Origin of the sequence: Methylomonas defluvii (assembly GCF_033949435.1) — a bacterium.
Lineage (GTDB): Bacteria > Pseudomonadota > Gammaproteobacteria > Methylococcales > Methylomonadaceae > Methylomonas > Methylomonas defluvii.
On record NZ_JAXARY010000001.1, the window covers coordinates 397,293 to 415,750 of the forward strand.

Genomic DNA, 18,458 nt, shown 5'->3' on the forward strand with positions numbered 1-18,458 from the left:
CTAAGTACGAGGGTAACACCATGCAACATAAAGCAATTTTATTCAGCTCTTTAGTATTGGTTTCCGGCGCCGCGTTTGCACAATCGGCTGTGCTGAAAGGTGTGGCCAAACAAGCGGCCAAGGATACCGCGACTGCCGTCGCGCCCGGAGCGGTGCAACGAGCAGAACAGGCTAACGAAGCCTTGCAGCGTGCCCAAGAAGTGAAGCAAGGTGTGGAAAATGCGCCGGGGCAATTGAAGAATCAGGCCCAGGAAGCGGTTAAAGACGCCGCTCAGCAAAAACTGGAACAAGCCGTGCCAGCCGAAGTGAAGCAAGGTGCCGAAACCCTGAAGGCTGGTAAGGAAACGGCAAAACAGTTGAAAGGTAAAGTCGACGCGGCGCCCAAATCAACCGGCGAAGCGGTCAAAGCTGTGAAAGGCAAAGCCAAACAAAAAGCCGCGGCAAAAGCGCTGGATTTGTTGAACTAATCGGCTGGAAAAAGGGCGGCGACTTTCGCCGTCCTTTCTAAATTTCGCCAAGACCAGCGCTTGGCGAATACATCATTAACGAATCACTTCCCGATTTTTCAATGCAACGTAGATGTCATCGACGCTGTATTGATCGCAATCAAAGCTCAAATCGGCTGCGGCCGGTTTTCCATCAAGGCACAGGCACAACAAACCGGCATTTTTGATCGCGGTAGCCAGCGCATCGTTCGCTTGTTCCAATACCGTCGTAGCATGGCCGGTATCGAACAGTTTGCGTTCCAATTGGTAAGCCACTTGCTGGGCAGTGACACCGCTCAAGGCGATGATGCTGGCGGTTTGGCTAAAGCGAATTGCCCGCTCTGCGGCGGACACCGGCGACCAGTCTTCCGCGCTGGCGTCGCCCGTAATCATGCCGGCACCGACAGTGACGTTGGTTAGTCGGTCTATGACGATGAACGAACCAGTGGTTTTATTGCGTTTGTATGGGTCGAATACCACCGGCGCATTGACTGCCACGGTGCAAGAACCGATTTCGTTCAGTTTCAACTCATTGGCATCGTGGTGTTCCAGCGTGTTGACGTCGATGCGGTGATGAATCATCGATACCGAGCCGGACACGCTGCGCGTTGCCAGCTTAATCACATACTGCCGTCCAGGCACCATGGCTTGCTCGGTCATCCAGACGATAGTGGCTTTGAATTTGTCGGCGATGCTGGGCGCGGCTTGTTGCTGGCCCAGGATGATGTCGCCGCGGCTGACGTCTATTTCATCTTCAAGTGTCAACGTGACCGCCATCGCCGCAAACGCTTCGTCCAACTCGCCATCGAAGGTGACGATGGATTTGATCTTGCTGGTTTTGCCGGACGGCAGCGCGGTAATGGCATCACCTTTATGAAATATGCCGGATGCGACGGTGCCGCAGAAACCGCGAAAATCCAGGTTGGGGCGGTTGACGTATTGCACCGGGAAACGGGCGTCGGCGAAGTTGTGGTCACTGGCAATTTCGATGCTGTTCAACAATTCCATCATCGGCATGCCGGTAAACCAGGGCATATTGGCGCTGGGGTTGACCACGTTATCGCCGTCCAATGCAGACATCGGGATGAAATGCACATCGTGTAGATCCAGTGATTTGATGAACGCCAGATAATCGTCCTGAATCTTGCGGAAGGTTTCTTCGCTGTAACCGACCAAATCCATTTTATTGATCGCGACGATGATGTGCTTGATGCCCAGCAAGGAAGCAATGAAACTGTGGCGCTTGGTTTGGGTTTGCACACCGTAACGGGCGTCGATCAAGATCACTGCCAAGTCGCAGGTCGAGGCGCCGGTGGCCATGTTGCGGGTGTATTGCTCGTGGCCCGGGGTGTCGGCGATGATGAATTTGCGCGTCGAAGTGGAGAAATAGCGGTAGGCCACGTCGATGGTGATGCCTTGCTCGCGTTCCGCTTGCAAGCCGTCGACCAGCAAGGCCAAGTCGATCTTGCCGGCGCCGGTGGTGCCGGATTTGACGCTGTCGGCCTGCACGGCGGCCAACTGGTCTTCGTAAATCATTTTCGAGTCGTGCAGCAAGCGGCCGATCAAAGTGCTTTTGCCGTCGTCGACGTTACCGCAGGTTAAAAAACGCAGTAATTCCTTGCGTTCATGTTGCGCCAGATAGGCGTTGATGTCAGTGCTGATTAGGTCGGATTGGTGGGACATGGGGTTCCTAAATGCCTTATTTGTAATAAAAGGTGCCGCGCTGTTAAAGCGCTTACTTGCAATGTTGTTTTAATAATTCGGCTAGTTCGTCGCGACTCAATTGCCGGGTTGCTACACTGATCACCCACTCGTAGAGCTGGGGATTGTCCATGGCCGGCTGCTTGCGATTGGCCGCCAGAAAAACCAGCATACAGGCCGCAGCGACTCGCTTGTTACCGTCCAGAAACGGATGGTTATTGGCGAGCGAATAGCAGTATTGAGCGGCGGTTTGAAAAATGTCGCCGCTGTAGTGCCAGGTTTGCCGGGCTGCGCCGAGCGCCGATTCCAGCAAGGCTTCATCTCTGACGCCCTGTGTGCCGCCGAAGCGTTCTATCTGTTGCCGATGTATCGTCAATGCCAAGGTTTTCGAGATAAAAAACAACTCGGGCATGCTGTTACTGCGCTAATTTAGCAAAGGCGTCGGCATATTGATTCATCAATTGCTCGTGAATCTTTAAGGCCTCTTCATCGTTAATTACGCTATCGGGTAAGGATTGCTGTTGTTTTTGTTCCAAAAACAAGACGAAATCCAATACCTCGGCCTGCAGATGCGGTTCCAGTCTCACAAGGTGTTCTTGTATTTCTTCATGTAATTGCATGAGTCACCTGTAAAAAGACTTATCGACACCACTGCTTTTCGCAGGGAACACCGTCATTGTTGCCATCCATTTTAGTGTCAGGGCAGTTATTGATGAAGTATGTCGCCTCTTCGCACGATCTCATTTGCGAACAATAAACGCGGCCGTCGCAAACGAAGTTCTCAGTATTACGCTCCGTGGAGCTGGCCGTTGCATTGTTAGGCTCTGATTTCGGGGCGCTTTCGAAAAGGCCTTTAACTTTGTCGGTTAGTTTTGAGGAAAGGGGCTGTTCTGCTTTCACTTCCGCAAGCGGTTTTAAATCCGGTGTCTTGCGATCAGCTTTTTGATCGCAAGCGGTATCCGAATAGACTACATGACCCTTTGCATCGGTACATTTATAAACACCGGCCAAGCTATCCGCGGAGTAAAACAGGATAAACAAGCACAAGAATTTCTTCACTATTCGTGTTTCCTCATTCGCTAACGGTACAAGCGTTCAGAAGTAACCTTCGCGTTTCTTTTGTTCCATGGAGCCAGCCTGATCGTGGTCGATCAAACGGCCTTGGCGTTCAGAGGTGGTAGTCAGCAGCATTTCCTGGATGATTTCCGGCAACGTGGTTGCAGTCGATTCAACCGCGCCGGTCAAGGGGTAGCAACCCAGGGTGCGGAAACGTACCATTTTCATTTCCACCTTGTCGTCCGGGCCAATCGGCATGCGCTCGTCGTCGACCATAATCAACATGCCGTCTTTTTCGACCACTGGCCGCTCTTTGGCAAAATACAAAGGCACGATAGGAATGTTTTCCAGGTGGATGTATTGCCAGATGTCCAGCTCGGTCCAGTTGGATAGCGGGAACACGCGGATGGACTCACCTTTATCGACTTTGCCGTTATAAATGTTCCAGAGTTCCGGGCGTTGGTTTTTCGGGTCCCAGCGGTGGTTTTTGTCGCGGAATGAATACACCCGTTCCTTGGCGCGGGATTTTTCCTCGTCGCGGCGGGCGCCGCCGAAGGCCGCGTCGAACTGGTATTTGTTCAAGGCTTGTTTCAGCGCATCGGTTTTCATCACGTCAGTATGTTTTTTACTGCCGTGCGTGAACGGGCCTATGCCCTGAGCGACGCCTTCTTCGTTGATGTGCACGATAAGATCCCAACCAAGATCCTTAGCCATCGTGTTACGAAACTCGATCATTTCCCGAAATTTCCAGGTGGTATCGACGTGCAACAACGGAAACGGCGGTTTGCCGGGGAAGAATGCCTTGCGAGTTAGATGCAGCATCACAGCGGAATCCTTGCCTATCGAATACAGCATGACAGGCTTTTCAAATTCCGCCGCCACTTCGCGAATGATATGGATGCTTTCTGCTTCGAGCTGTTTCAGATGGGTTAATTTATAATCGGTCATCAATTATCCGGGGCGCACGGCCATGTTTGCTGTGGAGTGTAAGCCCGCTATTTTAAAGGCAAACCCCCATCGACGCTATCGGCAAAGCTTATGAGACAGATACACGGACTGGAAAAACTGGCCGGGCAGCAGTCCGGTCGGCTGAATGCGCCAAAACTGGCCGACCTGTTACTGATGGATTTGCGCCAGTGCCTTTGCAGTATTTACGGCACTATCGGCGATGACGACAAGGTGTTGTTGGCGGAGCTGGCGCTGTTGCCGGACAGCCTTGAATACGAAATGTTCGATCAGCGCATTGATTTCATCGTCGCCGGGCCGATACTGCGCAACGATTGCGTGCCGTTAATTTATCGCCTGCAGGGCGAGCAATTCGCGCTCAGCGGCCGCTGCTCGATGATCGCTCGGGTGTGCGGTGTGGATTTGTATCTACAGCGCAGTTATACCGGCGTAATTGGTGATGTCGCCAGGCAAAAGTTCTCCCTATCGTTACCGCCGTTACTGAAAATGCTGTAGTGCTTTCTTGGGCATTGACTGACCCAGCACATCCGAAACATTTATAGCCGGCTATTCACCCAGCGCACGATGTCCTGCGCGCTCAAAGCGCCGGACTGTCTGGCTAACTCCCGGCTGCCCTTAAATAAAATCAGCGTTGGAATACTGCGAATGTTGTAACGGGCGCTGAGCTGTTGCTCGGCTTCGGTGTCGACTTTGCCCAAACGCACGCGCGGTTCCAAAACTTGCGCGGCTTGCGCAAAAGCCGGTGCCATCATTTTGCAGGGGCCGCACCAATCCGCCCAAAAATCCACCAGCAGCGGAATGTCGTTACGGGTCAAATGTGTTTCAAAGCTTTTCGCTGTCAGCGCCAAGGGATGGCTGCTGAATAAGGCTTGATGGCATTGTCCGCATTTTGGGTTTTGCGACAAACGGTTTGCCGGTAAGCGGTTCACGGCTAGGCAATCTGGGCAGACTAAATGTAGGGATTCACTCATATGGAGTTCTCGAATAAAGGTTTCGGCGAATCTATTCGCCACTCAAAATTAACCAACTATCGCCACAAGCCGCCGATGCGCCAACGCGCCGGCCTGACAATCACCCGGCTGCCGTAACCCGGCGCGATGAATGGTTCGTGCCAAAGCGTTTGCGGCCGGCTGGGGCTCAAGGCTTGCAGGCGGCGTACCCGTTCAGCGGTGGGCGGATGAGTGCGCAGCCAAGAAGGCTCCGGATTGCCCCAGCCCGGTAGCAGTATCGACTTCCAGCCGCCACTGACTTGTTCGATATGCGCCAAGGCTGTCGCCAAACCCAAGGGGTCGCCGGTTAGCGCCGCCGCATTCAGGTCGGCATCGTATTCGCGGATGCGTGATAAGCCCAGTTGCATCAATAAGGCAAAATGCGGCGAGAACAACAGCAGCAACAAACCCGGCCAATTGATTTGAAAGCTGATCTCGCCGAACAGCAGCAAGGGGATAGACAGCAACAAAAACAACTGTCCGGTGGCGGCGAATAAAGCGGTAATTCGGCTAATCGCATCGGCCAAGCCCATCACCCGCAAATCGTTATTGGCGATATGCGCCATTTCATGCGCCAACACGCCGGCCAGTTCCCGCGAGTTAAGCTGTTTGAACAAGCCGTCGGTCAACGCAATCGCCGATTGTTGGCGGCTGCCGACCGCAAAGGCATTGATGAGCGGGCTGGGAATGTAATACGGCGCCGGAACGCTAGACAGTTCGGCGCGCTCGGCCAGCACCTGCAACATTTGCCACAGAGCCGGCGCTTCTTGCGGATGGATAGGCCGCGCCCGGTAAAGACTTAGCGTCAAGCGCCAGGCCGCAGCGGGTTCGAAGATCAGCGCAAATACGCCGGTCGCCAACGCAATCCAGATGCCTTCTTCGCCAAACAACAGGCTGCCGGCCAAGGTGCAGATTGCCAGTAGCGCCAACATTAAAAACAGTGTTTGCAGCCGGTTGAGCCAGCTGTGGCGGTGCCATTCGATACTTTGCATGCTTACTCCAATCCGGCCCGGCGCAAGCGGCGGCGTAAGTCGTCGATTTCTTCTTGCATGTCCGCGACCAGTGCGGCCAGCTCGGGCAGGGCTTCAAAATTACGTTCCAGGCTAACGATACGCCGCACCCGCAGCAGATGCGCGCTGGAAAAACGCCATTCGCTTTGCTGCTGCGGCAGCGGATTGAGCCAGCCTTCTTCTATATGCCGGGTTATCCATTCCGGCTCTACTGCGCAGATGGCCGCCAGTTGCTGCAAAGTCAGGCCGCTGTCTTCCAGAACGGCGTCGATCAAGTTCTCGGCTGATGACATGCTTTAGCTCCTGTGGTTCGTGCGCGGGTCGAAAGCCAGTTCGCGCGCCATGGTTTCGTAAAGTGCTTTGGCTTTGGCCGTGTTGGCCGGCGGCAATACCACCTGAATATCCAACAGCAAGTCGCCGGGCGTCGCGCTTGGGATGCCCTTGCCGCGCAGCCGCAGTTGCTGGCCGCTTTGCGTGCCTTCCGGGATACGCACTTTCAGGCCGGTATCGAATAAATTCACCGGCACCATCGCCCCCAGCGCCGCTTCCCAAGGCGTGACCGGTAAGCTCATATGCAGATTGCTGCCGTCCACCCGTAAACGCGGATGCGGATTGAAATGCACCTCCAGCAGCAAGTCGCCGGGCTTGCCGCTGCCCATGCCCGGCGCGCCCTGGCCGGCCAAACGGATGATCTGGCCCTCGTACACACCCTTGGGGATTTTTACGTTCAAGGTGCGGGTATCCAACACCACATGGCCACTGGCGTCCATGCGCGGCACTCTTAAGCTGATTTGCCGGGCCGCGCCGTTAAAAGCGTCGACTATATCCAGCAGCACTTTGGCGTGATGATCCTCGCCTTGGGCGTGGAAGCCTGTCTGGCTTTCGAACGGTCCGCCGCGCCCCCTGCCAGCGCCCATCTTGCCGAATAATTGACTGAAAAAGTCGCCGAAATCGGCGGTGTCGGTGCTGGAAAACTCGAAGCCGGCATCCCAATTGGGTGGGGGATGAAACTCCTGGCCGGGCCGATAGCCACGTCCCAACTGATCGTAAGCCGCGCGCTTTTCCGTATCAGAGAGCACCGCGTAGGCTTCGTTGATCTCTTTCATGTGCGACTCGGCATCCGCTTCCTTGGAAATGTCCGGATGATATTTGCGCGCCAGTTTGCGGTAGGCTTTTTTGATGTCAGCAAGCACCGCGTCGCGATTGACGCCGAGAATTTGATAATAGTCTTTGTATTGCACGTCATGCCTCCTGTGACCGACGTTGACCAAGCTAAATCTAACTGCCGCCCGGCTCTAATTTACCGCAGACATAGTGTTCTGGCGGAACTTGTCGAAGCCCACGGTTGAGCGTTTTCCGACGAACTCTAGGCGAACGCAGCTCAAGGCCCGTGTTAATAACGGTTTTATAGCGGATTGCCTGGAGTGCGACAATCTTAACTAAAACCTATCAATTGAAGATGCCTGAAAAAATGGAGGTGCGCTGGTCTAAAAACAAGAGGCTTTGCCCGACGGTTATTTTTCGGAAGAACTTGAAATCGTTGATTTCAAACCCATCTTACTGACAATTATTTTATCGATTTGATAAGATATAACTTCTTGGGGGTGACATGGCTTCGACGTGGGTAGCAAAACCTCAGGTGCATGCCGAGCACAGTACAGCTCGTAAAACCTACTGAAAACAAGTATTCGCAAACGACGAAAACTACTCAGTGGCCTTAGCAGCTTAAAACCTGCACCACTTCTCTGACCAGATGTACTTATGCGTCTGGAGTCTCTTTCGGGAGGCGCTCAGGGATCATATTACATAAGATCGCGCCAGGGCTTAGTTCGGAGCCTGAATCGCTAAATCCAATCGAAATCGCTGTTGATCCTCTTGGCCCGACGGGTAGTCAACAGTTAAATTAAAAGCGCGGGATAAGCATGTAGAGCTTGTGGCGGAGTGCTTGCGGACGGGGGTTCAATTCCCCCCACCTCCACCACCTAAGATTAAGAACGGGGCTAAGGCCCCGTTTTTTATGGGTTAAAGAAATTTTTATCTTGCTGGATTTTTCTAATCCAATATTGAGGTCACTAACAGAGCCACATGGTCGAGCAAGCAAGCTTGAGACAAGTAGCTTATTTATGGAAAAACAATCGTGCTTCCTAAATCTTGGTGCAATGCTTTGAAGCTAACGAGCAAACCATAGTAGTTATAAATACTCATCAATGGCCATCAAAAAATCCGACCTCTATTCCTCCCTATGGGCCTCGTGCGATCAACTGCGTGGCGGCATGGACGCCAGTCAGTACAAGGACTACGTGCTGTTCATGCTGTTCATCAAATACATCACCGACAAATACGCCGACAGCGACGACTTCGCGCCGCCGGTGGTGATTCCGCCCGGCGCCAGCTTCAAGGACATGATCGCCCTCAAAGGCAAGAGTGACATCGGCGACAAGATCAACACCCAGATTATCGGCCCCTTGGTCAACGCCAACGCCCGCTTGTCGAAAAGCGACTTTCCCGACTTCAACGATCCCAACAAACTCGGCGAAGGCAAGGACATGGTGGAGAAGCTCTCCAACCTGATCAGTATCTTCCAGAAGCCCGAGCTGGATTTCTCCAAAAACCGCGCCGAGCACGACGACATTCTCGGCGACGCCTACGAATACCTGATGCGCCACTTCGCCACCGAAAGCGGCAAAAGCAAGGGCCAGTTTTATACACCATCGGAAGTCAGTCGCGTCATCGCCAAAGTGATCGGCATCTCGCCCGACAACGCCAAAGGCTCCACGACCGCTTACGACCCGACCTGCGGTTCCGGCTCGTTACTATTAAAAGTCGCCGCCGAAGCCGGCAAACACATCACCCTGGAAGGCCAGGAAAAAGACGTCACCACCGCCGGTCTGGCGCGGATGAACATGATCCTGCACGACTTCCCGACCGCCAACATCCTGTCCGGCAACACACTGGCCGCACCCAAGTTCAAGGACGGCGAGCAACTGCGCACCTACGATTACGTGGTCGCCAATCCGCCGTTTTCCGACAAGACCTGGAGCACCGGCCTGACGCCGGGCGATGATGCTTACCAACGTTTCACTTGGGGTGAACCGCCCGCCAAACAAGGCGACTACGCCTATCTACTGCACATCATCCGCAGCCTGAAAGCCAACGGCAAAGCCGCCTGTATTTTGCCGCACGGCGTGTTGTTTCGCGGCAATGCCGAAGCGGTGATCCGTCAGCAACTGGTGCGCTCCGGCTATCTGAAAGGCATTATCGGCCTGTCCGCCAACCTGTTTTACGGCACCGGCATTCCGGCCTGTATTTTGGTGATAGACAAGGAAAACGCAACTGCCCGCAAAGGCGTGTTCATGCTCGACGCCGCCAAGGGCTTTATCAAAGACGGCAACAAAAACCGGCTGCGCGAGCAGGACATCCACAAGATCGTCGACACCTTCAGCAAGCAAGCCGACGTGCCGCGCTATGCCCGGATGGTGCCGTTCGATGAAATCGCCGATCCCAAAAACGACTTCAACCTGAATTTGCCGCGCTACATCGACAGCAGCGAGCCGGAAGACATTCAGGACATCAACGGCCACCTCAACGGTGGCATCCCCGAACGCGACCTGGACGCGCTGGCCGACTACTGGCGAGTGCTGCCCGGCGTGCGCGCCGCTCTTTTCTCCCCTCGCCTTGAGGAAAGCGCCGCCAAACAAAGTAACCAACCCTCTCCCTTCGGGAGAGGGCAGGGTGAGGGGACAGAAATCAATGTCTTACTTTATTCTGATTCTCCTCACCCCAACCCTCTCCAGCAGGAGAGGGAGCGACCCGGTTACGCGCAATTAACGTTGCCGCTGGCCGAAGTCAAACCCGCCATCTTCGGCCACGCCGAATTCACCGCCTTCAACGCCCAAGCGACTGAACGCTTTCAAGGCTGGCGCCACGCCACCACGCCGCTGCTGACCGGCTTCGGCAAAGACAGCCACCCCAAGGCCTTGATCGAAACCATCGCCGAAGACTTGCTGAACACCTTCAAGCCCGCGCCGCTGCTGGATGCTTACGACATCTACCAGCACCTGATGGATTACTGGGCCGAGACCATGCAGGACGATTGCTACCTGATCTCCGCCGACGGCTGGGTCGCCCAGCCGACCCGCATCGTCGAAACCGACAAGAAAGGCAAAACCAAGGACAAGGGTTGGGTCTGCGATTTGATCCCCAAGCCCTATATCGTCGCTCGCTACTTTGCCGAGGAGCAGGCCGCGATAGAGGCCAAACAGGCCGAACTGGAAACGGCGACCGCTAGCCAAACCGAATTGGAAGAAGAGCACAACGGCGAAGACGCCATCTTTTCCGGTTACGACAACATCAATGCCGCCGCCGTTAAAGATCGGATCAAAGAGCTAGGCAAAGACCCGGATGGCGCCGACGAATTAAAAGTATTGAAACAGTGGCTGGAACTGGGCAACCAGATCAGCGGGTTAAAAAAACAGATCAAGGAAGCCGAAGCCGTGCTCGACCAAAAGGCCTATGAAAAATACCCGACGCTGAGCGAAGCCGAAATCAAAACGCTGGTGATCGACGACAAGTGGATGGCGCACCTGTCCGCAGCCGTGCAGGGCGAACTGGATAGAGTCTCGCAAACCTTGACCGGCCGCATCCGGCAATTGGCCGAACGCTACGCCACACCGCTGCCTCAACTGGAAGACGAGGCGGCGGCCCTGGCCGTTCGCGTGGCAGAACACCTCAAAAAAATGGGCGTGGTATGGCCATGAATGAGCATGCCGTAGGGTGGATAAGCGCTAGCGCATCCGCCGATATTCCTACACCGGCAACATGAGCGATTACCAACGCATCCGGATTCCGGGCGCTTGTTATTTCTTTACCGTCGTCACTTGGCGGCGCAAGCCGGTTTTTATCGATGATGCGCGGGTTTCGCTGTTTCGAGAGGCCTTGCGTAAAGTCAAGGCAAGCCGCCCGTTTCAAATCGACGCAATGGTCATTTTACCGGATCACCTGCATTGTATTTGGCGGTTGCCGGATGACGACGCGGATTATTCCGGTCGTTGGCGCGAAATCAAAAAAGCCTTTTCCCGCCAAATCGATACCACCACCAATGCCAGAAACGAGCGATTGGTCTGGCAACGGCGGTTTTGGGAGCATACGATTCGCGATGCGGACGATTGGCGGCGCCACGTGGATTACATTCATTACAACCCGGTCAAACACGGATTAGCGCAGCGCCCCAGCGATTGGCCGTGGTCATCGTTTGCCGGTGCCGTCAAAAAAGGTTGGTACGATGCCGATTGGGGTGCCACGCCGCCAAACCACATCAGCGACATGGAGCACGAATGACCGCAAAAGCACCCAACGTAGGGTGGATAAGCGCCAGCGCATCCACCATTATTTGCCGAGGTCCGGTGGATGCGCTGGCGCTTATCCACCCTACTACTACTTGCCCAAGGTTCAACGGTTCAACGATGCCGTGGAAAATGCAACCCAATGAGTAATCAACCAACAAACCATGCCGAGGCGGTCAACGAAGCTAGCGCGGCTTATGGCTTGCGGATCGACAAGGAAGCGCGGTATGACGAATCCTCCCGTAGGGTGGATAAGCAAAGCGCATCCACCGAGTCATTGAAGCCTCCGGTGGATGCGCGTTCGCTTATCCACCCTACTACTGAGCTTGCGGGAGGCGGAAGCCGATGAGTAAACAACATGGTTGTTCCGATAACTCGCAATCGGCGGTCAACGAAGCCAGCGCGGCATATCGCTTGCAAGCTGGTAAGGCGGCTTTGATTAAGCCGGGTTACAAGATGACGGAGGTGGGGGTTATTCCGGTGGATTGGGATATCAAGCATGTCGGTGATTTCGCGGATGTTGGTTCCGGTGGAACACCCAGTCGCGAGAAACCAGCGTATTGGGGTGGCTCAATTCCATGGGTCACCACATCTCAAATCGATTTCGGCGTCATCACAGAGGCCGATCAATTCATTACTGAAGAAGGCCTCAAGAACTCGGCTGCGAAGTTGCTTCCCACCGGTACATTGTTGATGGCTCTTTACGGTCAAGGCAAAACTCGTGGAAAAGTTGGTGTTCTAGGTATTCCGGCAGCGACAAACCAAGCATGTGCCTCAATCGCGCTTCATGCTGGTGTTTTGCCGGAGTTTGTGCTCCATTTCTTAACAAGCCGGTATGAGGCCATCCGTAATTCCAGCAATACCGGCGGCCAAGAAAATTTAAACGGGAACATCGTCAAAGGAACATCTGTCGCGTTTCCACCTCTCCCCGAACAACGCGCCATCGCGGCGGCGTTGAGCGATGTGGATGCGCTGCTGGACGGGCTAGAGCGGCTGATCGCCAAGAAGCGCGACCTCAAACATGCCGCCATGCAACAACTCCTCACCGGCCAAACCCGCTTGCCGGGGTTTAGTGGGGAGTGGTCAAAGATTAATGTGGCGAAGCATGCAAAGTTGAATGCACGTATTGGATGGCAAGCGCTTACTACTGAGGAGTATCTTAAAAATGGCACTCATTTCTTGGTTACTGGGACTGATTTCGTTGATGGACGTGTAAACTGGGTTACTTGTCATTATGTTGATGAATGGCGTTATAACCAAGACCGTAATATTCAATTGAAGAATTGTGATGTTCTTTTAACCAAGGACGGCACGATAGGAAAAGTTGGCTATGTTGATGGCCTACCTGGGCCTGCTACCTTGAATAGTGGTGTTTTTGTAATCAGGCCAGTGCAAGAGGCGTTCGTGCCATTGTTTCTTTTCTATGTTCTGGCTTCCCAAATATTTGATGACTTTCTTGCGATGATTACGGCGGGTTCCACCATCGTCCATCTTTACCAGAAGGACTTTGTCGGATTCGAGTTTCTTGCTCCGGACACGGAAGAACAAACCGCCATCGCCGCCGTACTCTCCGACATGGACGCCGAACTCGCCGCATTGGAAGCCCGCCGCGACAAAACCCGCGCCCTCAAACAGGGCATGATGCAGGAACTGCTCACCGGCAAGACCAGGCTGCTATGATCATGCCTGCTAAATCCTTTTTTACCCATGGAGCTCTCGATGAACGTACTTGACGAAGACAGCTTGCGGTTTCAGGAAGTCTTTATTCCGGAATTGGCCGAGGGCGCCATCAAACAGGCTTATTACCAGACACTGGCCGCCGGTTGTTCGGTGCTGGAAGCGGTGGATGGACAATTGATCGAATCCTCGCCGGATGGCTCGCGCCGGGTAGTGAAGTCATTGCCCAAGCCCATTCCCGTCAAGCCCGGCCAGCGCTTGCGGCGTCTGCAAAAATGACTTCGGCAACGCCGCGGCTAAGGATGTTCGCCGGGCCGAATGGGTCAGGTAGCCGCAGGCCGATATACTACCGTTAGTATGAGTAGCTATCAGCCTCCGTTCCAGCTCAGTCATACCATGCTTGCCAAAGTGGCGGAGATCGCCGAGTTACTGGGGCGCTGGAAACAGGCAGGCCGGGACACGTTGGCGCCGCAACTGCGGCGGGGGAACCGTATTCGCACCATTCAAGCATCGCTGGCTATAGAACAGAACACACTGTCGGTGGAACAGGTGACGGCCGTGCTGGCCGGTAAAGCCGTGCTGGGATTGCCGCGAGAAATTCAGGAGGTGAAGAATGCCTTTGCCGCCTATGAGGCGCTTCCCGATTGGCGCCCGGATAGGCTGGATGATCTGTTAGCCGCCCATGGCTTGTTGTTGCGAGGCTTGGCCGACGACGCAGGCTGTTTGCGTGAAGGTGGAGTCGGCATTTATCAAGGTCAGCGACTGGTGCATATGGCGCCGCCACCCAGTCAGTTAACCCGCCTGATGAATGATCTACTGGATTGGCTGGCTCACAGCGATGCCCATCCGCTGATTGCTTCGTCCGCTTTGCATTATGAACTGGAATTTATTCATCCTTTTAGCGACGGTAATGGACGCATGGGCCGCTTGTGGCAAACGCTGATACTGAGCCGTTGGCAATCGATTTTGGCTTATTTGCCGGTCGAGACGGTGATTAAAAGCCGGCAGGATGATTACTACCGTGTGCTGGGCGAGGCCGATCAAGCCACCGATTGCAGTGCTTTCATCCTGTTTATGCTTGATGCGATCGGCGAAGCTCTGCAACAAGCGATCACCAGCGAAACGCCGGTTAAAACGCTGGTTAAAACGCCGGTGAAAACTCCAGAACAGATTTTAGCCCTGCTGCGGGAGCAGCCGACTTTAACCCTGGCGGAGGTTGCTGTTCGTTTGGGTAAATCGACCAGCGCTGTGGAACGCGCCGCTCGCAAACTTCGAGAGCAAGAGCGTTTGCGCTATGTGGGCCCGCAAAAAGGTGGGCATTGGGAGATAAAGGAATAATGGATCAAAACACCCGCTCCGAACGTAACACTCAAAACCGAATCGTCAGTCTGTTCACCGATCCGTCACCGCTCAATTGCCTGGGTTACCGCTATCTTGGCGAATGGAGTAAACGCCAGAACAATCGCCCTATCGAAACCGCACTGCTTCGCGATAACCTGATGGCACGCGGCTATTCCGCCGCCCACATCAGTGCTGCTTTGCAAAAACTGGACACTGCTGCCGACGTCAGCGGCATCACGCTTTATCAAGCCAATCTTCGCACCTATCAGTTATTGCGCTACGGCATTCCGGTGCAAATCGCCGCCGGTCAGGCGCACGAGACGGTGCATTTGATCGATTGGGAGCGTCCCGAGCGAAACGACTTTGCGCTGGCCGAGGAAGTGACGCTGAAAGGCGGTTATGAGCGGCGGCCGGACATTGTGCTGTATATCAACGGTATCGCCATCGCGGTGATCGAGTTAAAGCGCAGTTCGGTGGATGTGGCGGACGGCATACGCCAGCTCATCACCAATCAGGATGCCATTTTCAATCAAGGCTTTTTCAGCACGGTGCAGATAGTCTTGGCCGGCAGCGATGCGCAAGGGCTGCGTTATGGCACCACCGGCACACCCGAACAATTCTTCGTGGAGTGGAAGGATCAAACGCCTGCCGAAGCGGGCACCGCGCCGCTTGCCGGCGCATTGCTGGATCGACCTCTGGCGCAGTTGTGCGGCAAGGCCAGGCTGCTGGATTTGCTTCGCAACTTCATCATCTTCGACGCCGGCCAAAAAAAGGTGCCGCGCCAGCACCAGTTTTTCGGCGTCAAGGCAGCGCAGGAGCGCATCGCCAAGCGCGAGGGCGGCGTCATCTGGCATACCCAGGGTAGCGGCAAGAGCATTTTGATGGTGCTGATCGCCAAGTGGTTGCTGGAACACGATCCCGAGGCGCGGATATTGGTGGTCACCGACCGCGACGAGCTGGACAAGCAGATTGTCGGCGTGATGCGCAATGCCGGGGTGATTGGCGAAAACTCAGCGTCGCCGCGCATCACCTCGCGGGCCGATTTCGTCAATAAGCTGGCCGAGACTACGCCACGTTTGCTGTGCGCGTTGATCCATAAGTTCGACGTGTCCGATCTGAAAGGCGCGCCGCCGAAGGTGGTAGGGCGCTTTTATGTGTTTGTGGACGAATGCCACCGCACTCAGGGCGGCGACATGAACAAGCAGATGAAGCGCTGGCTGGAAAGCGCGATCTTCATCGGCTTCACCGGTACGCCGCTGCTGCGCAAGGACAAGCAGATGACGCACGATGTATTCGGCACCTACATCCATACCTACAAGTTCCATCAGGCGGTGGCCGACAGAGTAGTGCTGGATTTGAAATACGAGGCCCGCGACGTGCCCGAAAGGCTGACCTCGCAGAAAAAAATCGACGAATGGTTCGAGCGGAAAACCCAAAATCTCAACAACTTTCAGAAGGCGGCGTTGCGTAAACGCTGGGCGACGATGGAAGAATTGATGAGCGCCGAGGGTCGTAAACGCGAGGTGGTCGCCGAAATCATCTCCGATTTCGCCCTCAAACCGCGTTTGAACAACGACCGCGGCACCGCTATTTTGGTGGCCGCCTCCATTTACGATGCTTGTCATTATTTCAGGCTGTTCAGAAATACCCACTTCGGCCCCTACTGCGGCATCATTACGTCGTACGAACCGAATGCCAATGCCATCTCGAAAGAACCCGCCAACAGCGATGAACGCTATAAGTTTGATACCTATAGTCAGTTGGTATTGAAGGATTTTCCGACCACCGAGAAATACGAAACGGAGATGAAGCGCCGCTTCATCGACGAGCCGGCCAATCTTAAATTGCTGATCGTGGTTAGCAAGCTGCTGACCGGCTTCGATGCACCCAGCTGCACCTACATCTATCTCGACAACGAATTGCGCGACCACAACCTATTCCAGGCGATCTGCCGCACCAATCGGCTGGATGGCGACGACAAGGACTACGGCCACATCGTCGACTTCAAAAAACTCTTTGGTGACGTGCAACAAGCCATCGCGGTGTACAGTTCCGACGAACTGGACATCGACCAGGGCAGTAGCGAGGCCGAAAACAACGTGCGCCTGAAAAACTGGCTGGAAGAAGGCAAGAGGCAACTGGACGATGCCCGTCAAGCACTGCACTACCTGTGCGAACCGGTACTGCCGCCGCGAGAAGTCGAACAGTACCTGCATTATTTCTGCGGCGATGCCGCCAACCCCGACGCGCTAAGCGAAACCGAAGCATTGCGAGTGACGTTCTACAAGGCGGTGGCGATCTTTGCCCGTGCCTACGCCGACATCGCCCAGGAACTGACCGAGGCGGGTTATTCCGAGGCTGAGGCCGAGGCATTGAAAAAGGCAGTAGAGTTCTACGCCGAGATTCGGGCCGCCATCAAGAAGCACTCGGGTGAAGAGCTGGACATTAAGCCTTACGAGGCTGACATGCGCCACCTGATCAACACTTACATCCAGGCCGACCCGGCGGCGGAATTAGGGGAACTGGGTGAAATGTCGCTGACCGAGCTGATCATCGAGACCGGTATCCACGACGCCATTGCCCGCAAGCTGAACCAGAAAGGCAAGCTGTCGAAGAACGCTATCGCCGAGGGGATTATCAACAACGTTCGCAAGACCATCATTCGCGACCAGCTCACCGACCCCAGGTTCTACGCGCAGATGTCCAAGCTGCTAGACGATCTGATCAAGCAAAGTCAGGCGGATACTGCCGCTTATGAGGCGTTTTTGCGCAAGGCTGAGGAGTTGGTCAATCGCTTGGCGGCCAAACAACCCGAGGCCGGCATTCCCGCCATTTTGCATGGCAAGCACGAGGCCATCGTCATCTACAACAATCTGGCCGATTTGATGCCCGAAGCCACGCCGACGTCACAGGTGCATGAACCCACGACCGACTATAGCGATGAGCGTGCGCAACTGGCGCTAAAAATTGATCATGCCATGCGCGAACAAGCGCCGGCGGGCTGGAAAGGAGACCAAGCTAAGGAAAGTGTGATTTTGAATTTTTTGTTTCTGTTGCTGAACAAGAATAAGGAAGCCACTTTGGCCTTGTTCGAGATCATTAAGAATCAGCCAGGCTACTGATGACTGAAACCATCGAACTGGGTGAGATTGTTATCGAGGTGACTCGAAAGGCCATCAAGAACGTGCATTTGTCTGTGCATCCGCCGGAAGGCCGCGTCACCTTGGCCGCGCCGCTGGAAACCCGTTTGGAAGTGGCCAGAGCCTATGCCATCTCAAAGTTGGGTTGGATACGCGATCAGCAGGCCAAACTGCGTAATCAGGCCAGGGAGATGCCCAGGCAGTTTGTCGAGCGCGAGACCCACTATCTTTGGGGACGGCGGCATTTGTTGACCATCATCGAACGTGGCGGCAAGCCGTTTGTGAAGGTCGATCATCGGCGGATTACGCTGTACCTACCGGCAGACAGTGCATTAGAAAATCGTGCAGAGCTGATTCACGAATGGCACAAGGTATTGTTGCATCAAGCCATCCCCCCATTGATTGCCAAATGGCAAGTAAAGCTGGGGGTCGAAGTGGCGCACTATTTTTTGCAACGTATGAAAACTAAATGGGGCAGTTGCAATCCGCGAGCGCGTAATATCCGTTTAAACACCGAATTGGTCAAAAAGCCTAAGCACTTGTTGGATTATGTTGTTTTGCACGAAATGGTGCATTTATTGGAGCCTACCCATAATGAGCGCTTCCTAACCATTTTGAGTGGTTATTACCCTAATTGGCAGGAAGCGCGAGCCGAGTTGAATGAATTACCGTTGTCTGCTGAAAATTGGAAAGAGTAATAGTAATCTTCAATATTGGGGGGCATGAAGAAATGCGGTTCTTATAATTTTTA

The 18,458-nt window shown here is 54.4% G+C and carries 19 protein-coding genes and 1 other RNA gene; 11 read left to right on the forward strand and 9 right to left on the reverse strand.

The annotated features are described in order from the left end of the window. Positions 1-20: 20 nt before the first annotated feature. A complete protein-coding gene (locus QLH52_RS01815; protein WP_033156030.1) occupies positions 21-467 on the forward strand; it encodes a hypothetical protein in 447 nt (148 codons plus the stop codon). Positions 468-542: 75 nt separating this feature from the next. Here the strand turns inward: QLH52_RS01815 and cysN are convergent, their stop codons facing one another. Genes cysN through cysD form a run of 5 tightly spaced genes read right to left on the reverse strand, consistent with a single transcriptional unit; the run spans position 543 to position 4,190 of the window. After that, complete coding sequence (gene cysN, locus QLH52_RS01820) at positions 543-2,168, reverse strand: sulfate adenylyltransferase subunit CysN (RefSeq protein ID WP_319960364.1); 1,626 nt, start codon at positions 2,166-2,168, stop codon at positions 543-545. Positions 2,169-2,220: 52 nt separating this feature from the next. Then, positions 2,221-2,598, reverse strand: coding sequence for a type II toxin-antitoxin system death-on-curing family toxin (locus tag QLH52_RS01825; protein WP_319960365.1), 378 nt, complete (start codon positions 2,596-2,598; stop codon positions 2,221-2,223). A 4-nt stretch (positions 2,599-2,602) separates the two neighbouring features. After that, the gene (locus QLH52_RS01830; protein WP_319960366.1) at positions 2,603-2,806 is read right to left on the reverse strand and encodes a hypothetical protein; all 204 of its coding nucleotides are present in this window, start codon (positions 2,804-2,806) and stop codon (positions 2,603-2,605) included. 19 nt (positions 2,807-2,825) lie between these two features. Continuing rightward, positions 2,826-3,245 (reverse strand): DUF4124 domain-containing protein, encoded by a 420-nt coding sequence (locus QLH52_RS01835; RefSeq protein ID WP_165786272.1) that lies wholly within the window; start codon positions 3,243-3,245, stop codon positions 2,826-2,828. Positions 3,246-3,281: 36 nt separating this feature from the next. Continuing rightward, entirely contained in the window at positions 3,282-4,190 is a 909-nt protein-coding gene (gene cysD / locus QLH52_RS01840; RefSeq protein ID WP_319960367.1) for a sulfate adenylyltransferase subunit CysD, read from the reverse strand. A gap of 90 nt (positions 4,191-4,280) precedes the next feature. Between cysD and QLH52_RS01845 the strand changes: the two genes are divergently transcribed. Beyond that, positions 4,281-4,703, forward strand: coding sequence for a hypothetical protein (locus QLH52_RS01845; protein ID WP_319960368.1), 423 nt, complete (start codon positions 4,281-4,283; stop codon positions 4,701-4,703). A gap of 41 nt (positions 4,704-4,744) precedes the next feature. On the opposite strand, the gene trxC is transcribed toward QLH52_RS01845, so the two are convergent. Genes trxC through QLH52_RS01865 form a run of 4 tightly spaced genes read right to left on the reverse strand, consistent with a single transcriptional unit; the run spans position 4,745 to position 7,448 of the window. Beyond that, the gene (gene trxC / locus QLH52_RS01850; protein WP_319960369.1) at positions 4,745-5,179 is read right to left on the reverse strand and encodes a thioredoxin TrxC; all 435 of its coding nucleotides are present in this window, start codon (positions 5,177-5,179) and stop codon (positions 4,745-4,747) included. Positions 5,180-5,235: 56 nt separating this feature from the next. Beyond that, positions 5,236-6,189: a zinc metalloprotease HtpX gene (locus QLH52_RS01855; RefSeq protein ID WP_319960370.1), complete on the reverse strand. Its 954-nt coding sequence runs from the start codon at positions 6,187-6,189 to the stop codon at positions 5,236-5,238. A gap of 2 nt (positions 6,190-6,191) precedes the next feature. Further along, the gene (locus tag QLH52_RS01860; RefSeq protein ID WP_319960371.1) at positions 6,192-6,500 is read right to left on the reverse strand and encodes a chaperone modulator CbpM; all 309 of its coding nucleotides are present in this window, start codon (positions 6,498-6,500) and stop codon (positions 6,192-6,194) included. 3 nt (positions 6,501-6,503) lie between these two features. Beyond that, positions 6,504-7,448 (reverse strand): DnaJ C-terminal domain-containing protein, encoded by a 945-nt coding sequence (locus QLH52_RS01865; protein WP_319960372.1) that lies wholly within the window; start codon positions 7,446-7,448, stop codon positions 6,504-6,506. A 359-nt stretch (positions 7,449-7,807) separates the two neighbouring features. Between QLH52_RS01865 and ssrA the strand changes: the two genes are divergently transcribed. The 9 genes from ssrA to QLH52_RS01910 all read left to right on the forward strand — a co-directional run bounded on the left by ssrA (position 7,808) and on the right by QLH52_RS01910 (position 18,405). Next, positions 7,808-8,188, forward strand: a transfer-messenger RNA (tmRNA) gene (gene ssrA / locus QLH52_RS01870). A gap of 226 nt (positions 8,189-8,414) precedes the next feature. Then, positions 8,415-10,964 carry a type I restriction-modification system subunit M gene (locus tag QLH52_RS01875; RefSeq protein ID WP_319960373.1) on the forward strand — a complete coding sequence of 850 codons (2,550 nt, stop codon included), beginning with the start codon at positions 8,415-8,417 and terminating at the stop codon, positions 10,962-10,964. A gap of 61 nt (positions 10,965-11,025) precedes the next feature. Next, on the forward strand, positions 11,026-11,544 hold the full coding sequence (locus QLH52_RS01880; RefSeq protein ID WP_033156042.1) for an REP-associated tyrosine transposase: 519 nt from the start codon (positions 11,026-11,028) through the stop codon (positions 11,542-11,544). 147 nt (positions 11,545-11,691) lie between these two features. Next, complete coding sequence (locus QLH52_RS01885) at positions 11,692-11,898, forward strand: hypothetical protein (RefSeq protein ID WP_033156043.1); 207 nt, start codon at positions 11,692-11,694, stop codon at positions 11,896-11,898. Then, positions 11,895-13,229, forward strand: coding sequence for a restriction endonuclease subunit S (locus QLH52_RS01890; protein ID WP_319960374.1), 1,335 nt, complete (start codon positions 11,895-11,897; stop codon positions 13,227-13,229). Before QLH52_RS01885 ends, QLH52_RS01890 begins: the two co-directional genes overlap by 4 nt. A gap of 39 nt (positions 13,230-13,268) precedes the next feature. Further along, positions 13,269-13,505: a hypothetical protein gene (locus tag QLH52_RS01895; RefSeq protein ID WP_033156044.1), complete on the forward strand. Its 237-nt coding sequence runs from the start codon at positions 13,269-13,271 to the stop codon at positions 13,503-13,505. A 117-nt stretch (positions 13,506-13,622) separates the two neighbouring features. After that, complete coding sequence (locus QLH52_RS01900; RefSeq protein WP_319960375.1) at positions 13,623-14,564, forward strand: Fic family protein; 942 nt, start codon at positions 13,623-13,625, stop codon at positions 14,562-14,564. Beyond that, complete coding sequence (locus tag QLH52_RS01905) at positions 14,564-17,689, forward strand: type I restriction endonuclease subunit R (RefSeq protein ID WP_319960376.1); 3,126 nt, start codon at positions 14,564-14,566, stop codon at positions 17,687-17,689. The genes QLH52_RS01900 and QLH52_RS01905 overlap by 1 nt, the downstream gene beginning before the upstream one ends. Continuing rightward, positions 17,689-18,405, forward strand: a complete 717-nt coding sequence (locus QLH52_RS01910) for a M48 family metallopeptidase (protein ID WP_033156047.1) — start codon at positions 17,689-17,691, stop codon at positions 18,403-18,405. The genes QLH52_RS01905 and QLH52_RS01910 overlap by 1 nt, the downstream gene beginning before the upstream one ends. Positions 18,406-18,458: the final 53 nt, after the last annotated feature.

What these genes read in the sequence shown, in the direction of transcription:
- QLH52_RS01815 (WP_033156030.1), top strand. Translation starts at nt 21, where the DNA reads ATGCAACATAAAGCAATTTTATTCAGCTCTTTAGTATTGGTTTCCGGC.
- cysN (WP_319960364.1), bottom strand. Translation starts at nt 2,168, where the DNA reads ATGTCCCACCAATCCGACCTAATCAGCACTGACATCAACGCCTATCTG.
- QLH52_RS01825 (WP_319960365.1), bottom strand. Translation starts at nt 2,598, where the DNA reads ATGCCCGAGTTGTTTTTTATCTCGAAAACCTTGGCATTGACGATACAT.
- QLH52_RS01830 (WP_319960366.1), bottom strand. Translation starts at nt 2,806, where the DNA reads ATGCAATTACATGAAGAAATACAAGAACACCTTGTGAGACTGGAACCG.
- cysD (WP_319960367.1), bottom strand. Translation starts at nt 4,190, where the DNA reads ATGACCGATTATAAATTAACCCATCTGAAACAGCTCGAAGCAGAAAGC.
- QLH52_RS01845 (WP_319960368.1), top strand. Translation starts at nt 4,281, where the DNA reads ATGAGACAGATACACGGACTGGAAAAACTGGCCGGGCAGCAGTCCGGT.
- trxC (WP_319960369.1), bottom strand. Translation starts at nt 5,179, where the DNA reads ATGAGTGAATCCCTACATTTAGTCTGCCCAGATTGCCTAGCCGTGAAC.
- QLH52_RS01855 (WP_319960370.1), bottom strand. Translation starts at nt 6,189, where the DNA reads ATGCAAAGTATCGAATGGCACCGCCACAGCTGGCTCAACCGGCTGCAA.
- QLH52_RS01860 (WP_319960371.1), bottom strand. Translation starts at nt 6,500, where the DNA reads ATGTCATCAGCCGAGAACTTGATCGACGCCGTTCTGGAAGACAGCGGC.
- QLH52_RS01875 (WP_319960373.1), top strand. Translation starts at nt 8,415, where the DNA reads ATGGCCATCAAAAAATCCGACCTCTATTCCTCCCTATGGGCCTCGTGC.
- QLH52_RS01880 (WP_033156042.1), top strand. Translation starts at nt 11,026, where the DNA reads ATGAGCGATTACCAACGCATCCGGATTCCGGGCGCTTGTTATTTCTTT.
- QLH52_RS01885 (WP_033156043.1), top strand. Translation starts at nt 11,692, where the DNA reads ATGAGTAATCAACCAACAAACCATGCCGAGGCGGTCAACGAAGCTAGC.
- QLH52_RS01890 (WP_319960374.1), top strand. Translation starts at nt 11,895, where the DNA reads ATGAGTAAACAACATGGTTGTTCCGATAACTCGCAATCGGCGGTCAAC.
- QLH52_RS01895 (WP_033156044.1), top strand. Translation starts at nt 13,269, where the DNA reads ATGAACGTACTTGACGAAGACAGCTTGCGGTTTCAGGAAGTCTTTATT.
- QLH52_RS01900 (WP_319960375.1), top strand. Translation starts at nt 13,623, where the DNA reads ATGCTTGCCAAAGTGGCGGAGATCGCCGAGTTACTGGGGCGCTGGAAA.
- QLH52_RS01905 (WP_319960376.1), top strand. Translation starts at nt 14,564, where the DNA reads ATGGATCAAAACACCCGCTCCGAACGTAACACTCAAAACCGAATCGTC.
- QLH52_RS01910 (WP_033156047.1), top strand. Translation starts at nt 17,689, where the DNA reads ATGACTGAAACCATCGAACTGGGTGAGATTGTTATCGAGGTGACTCGA.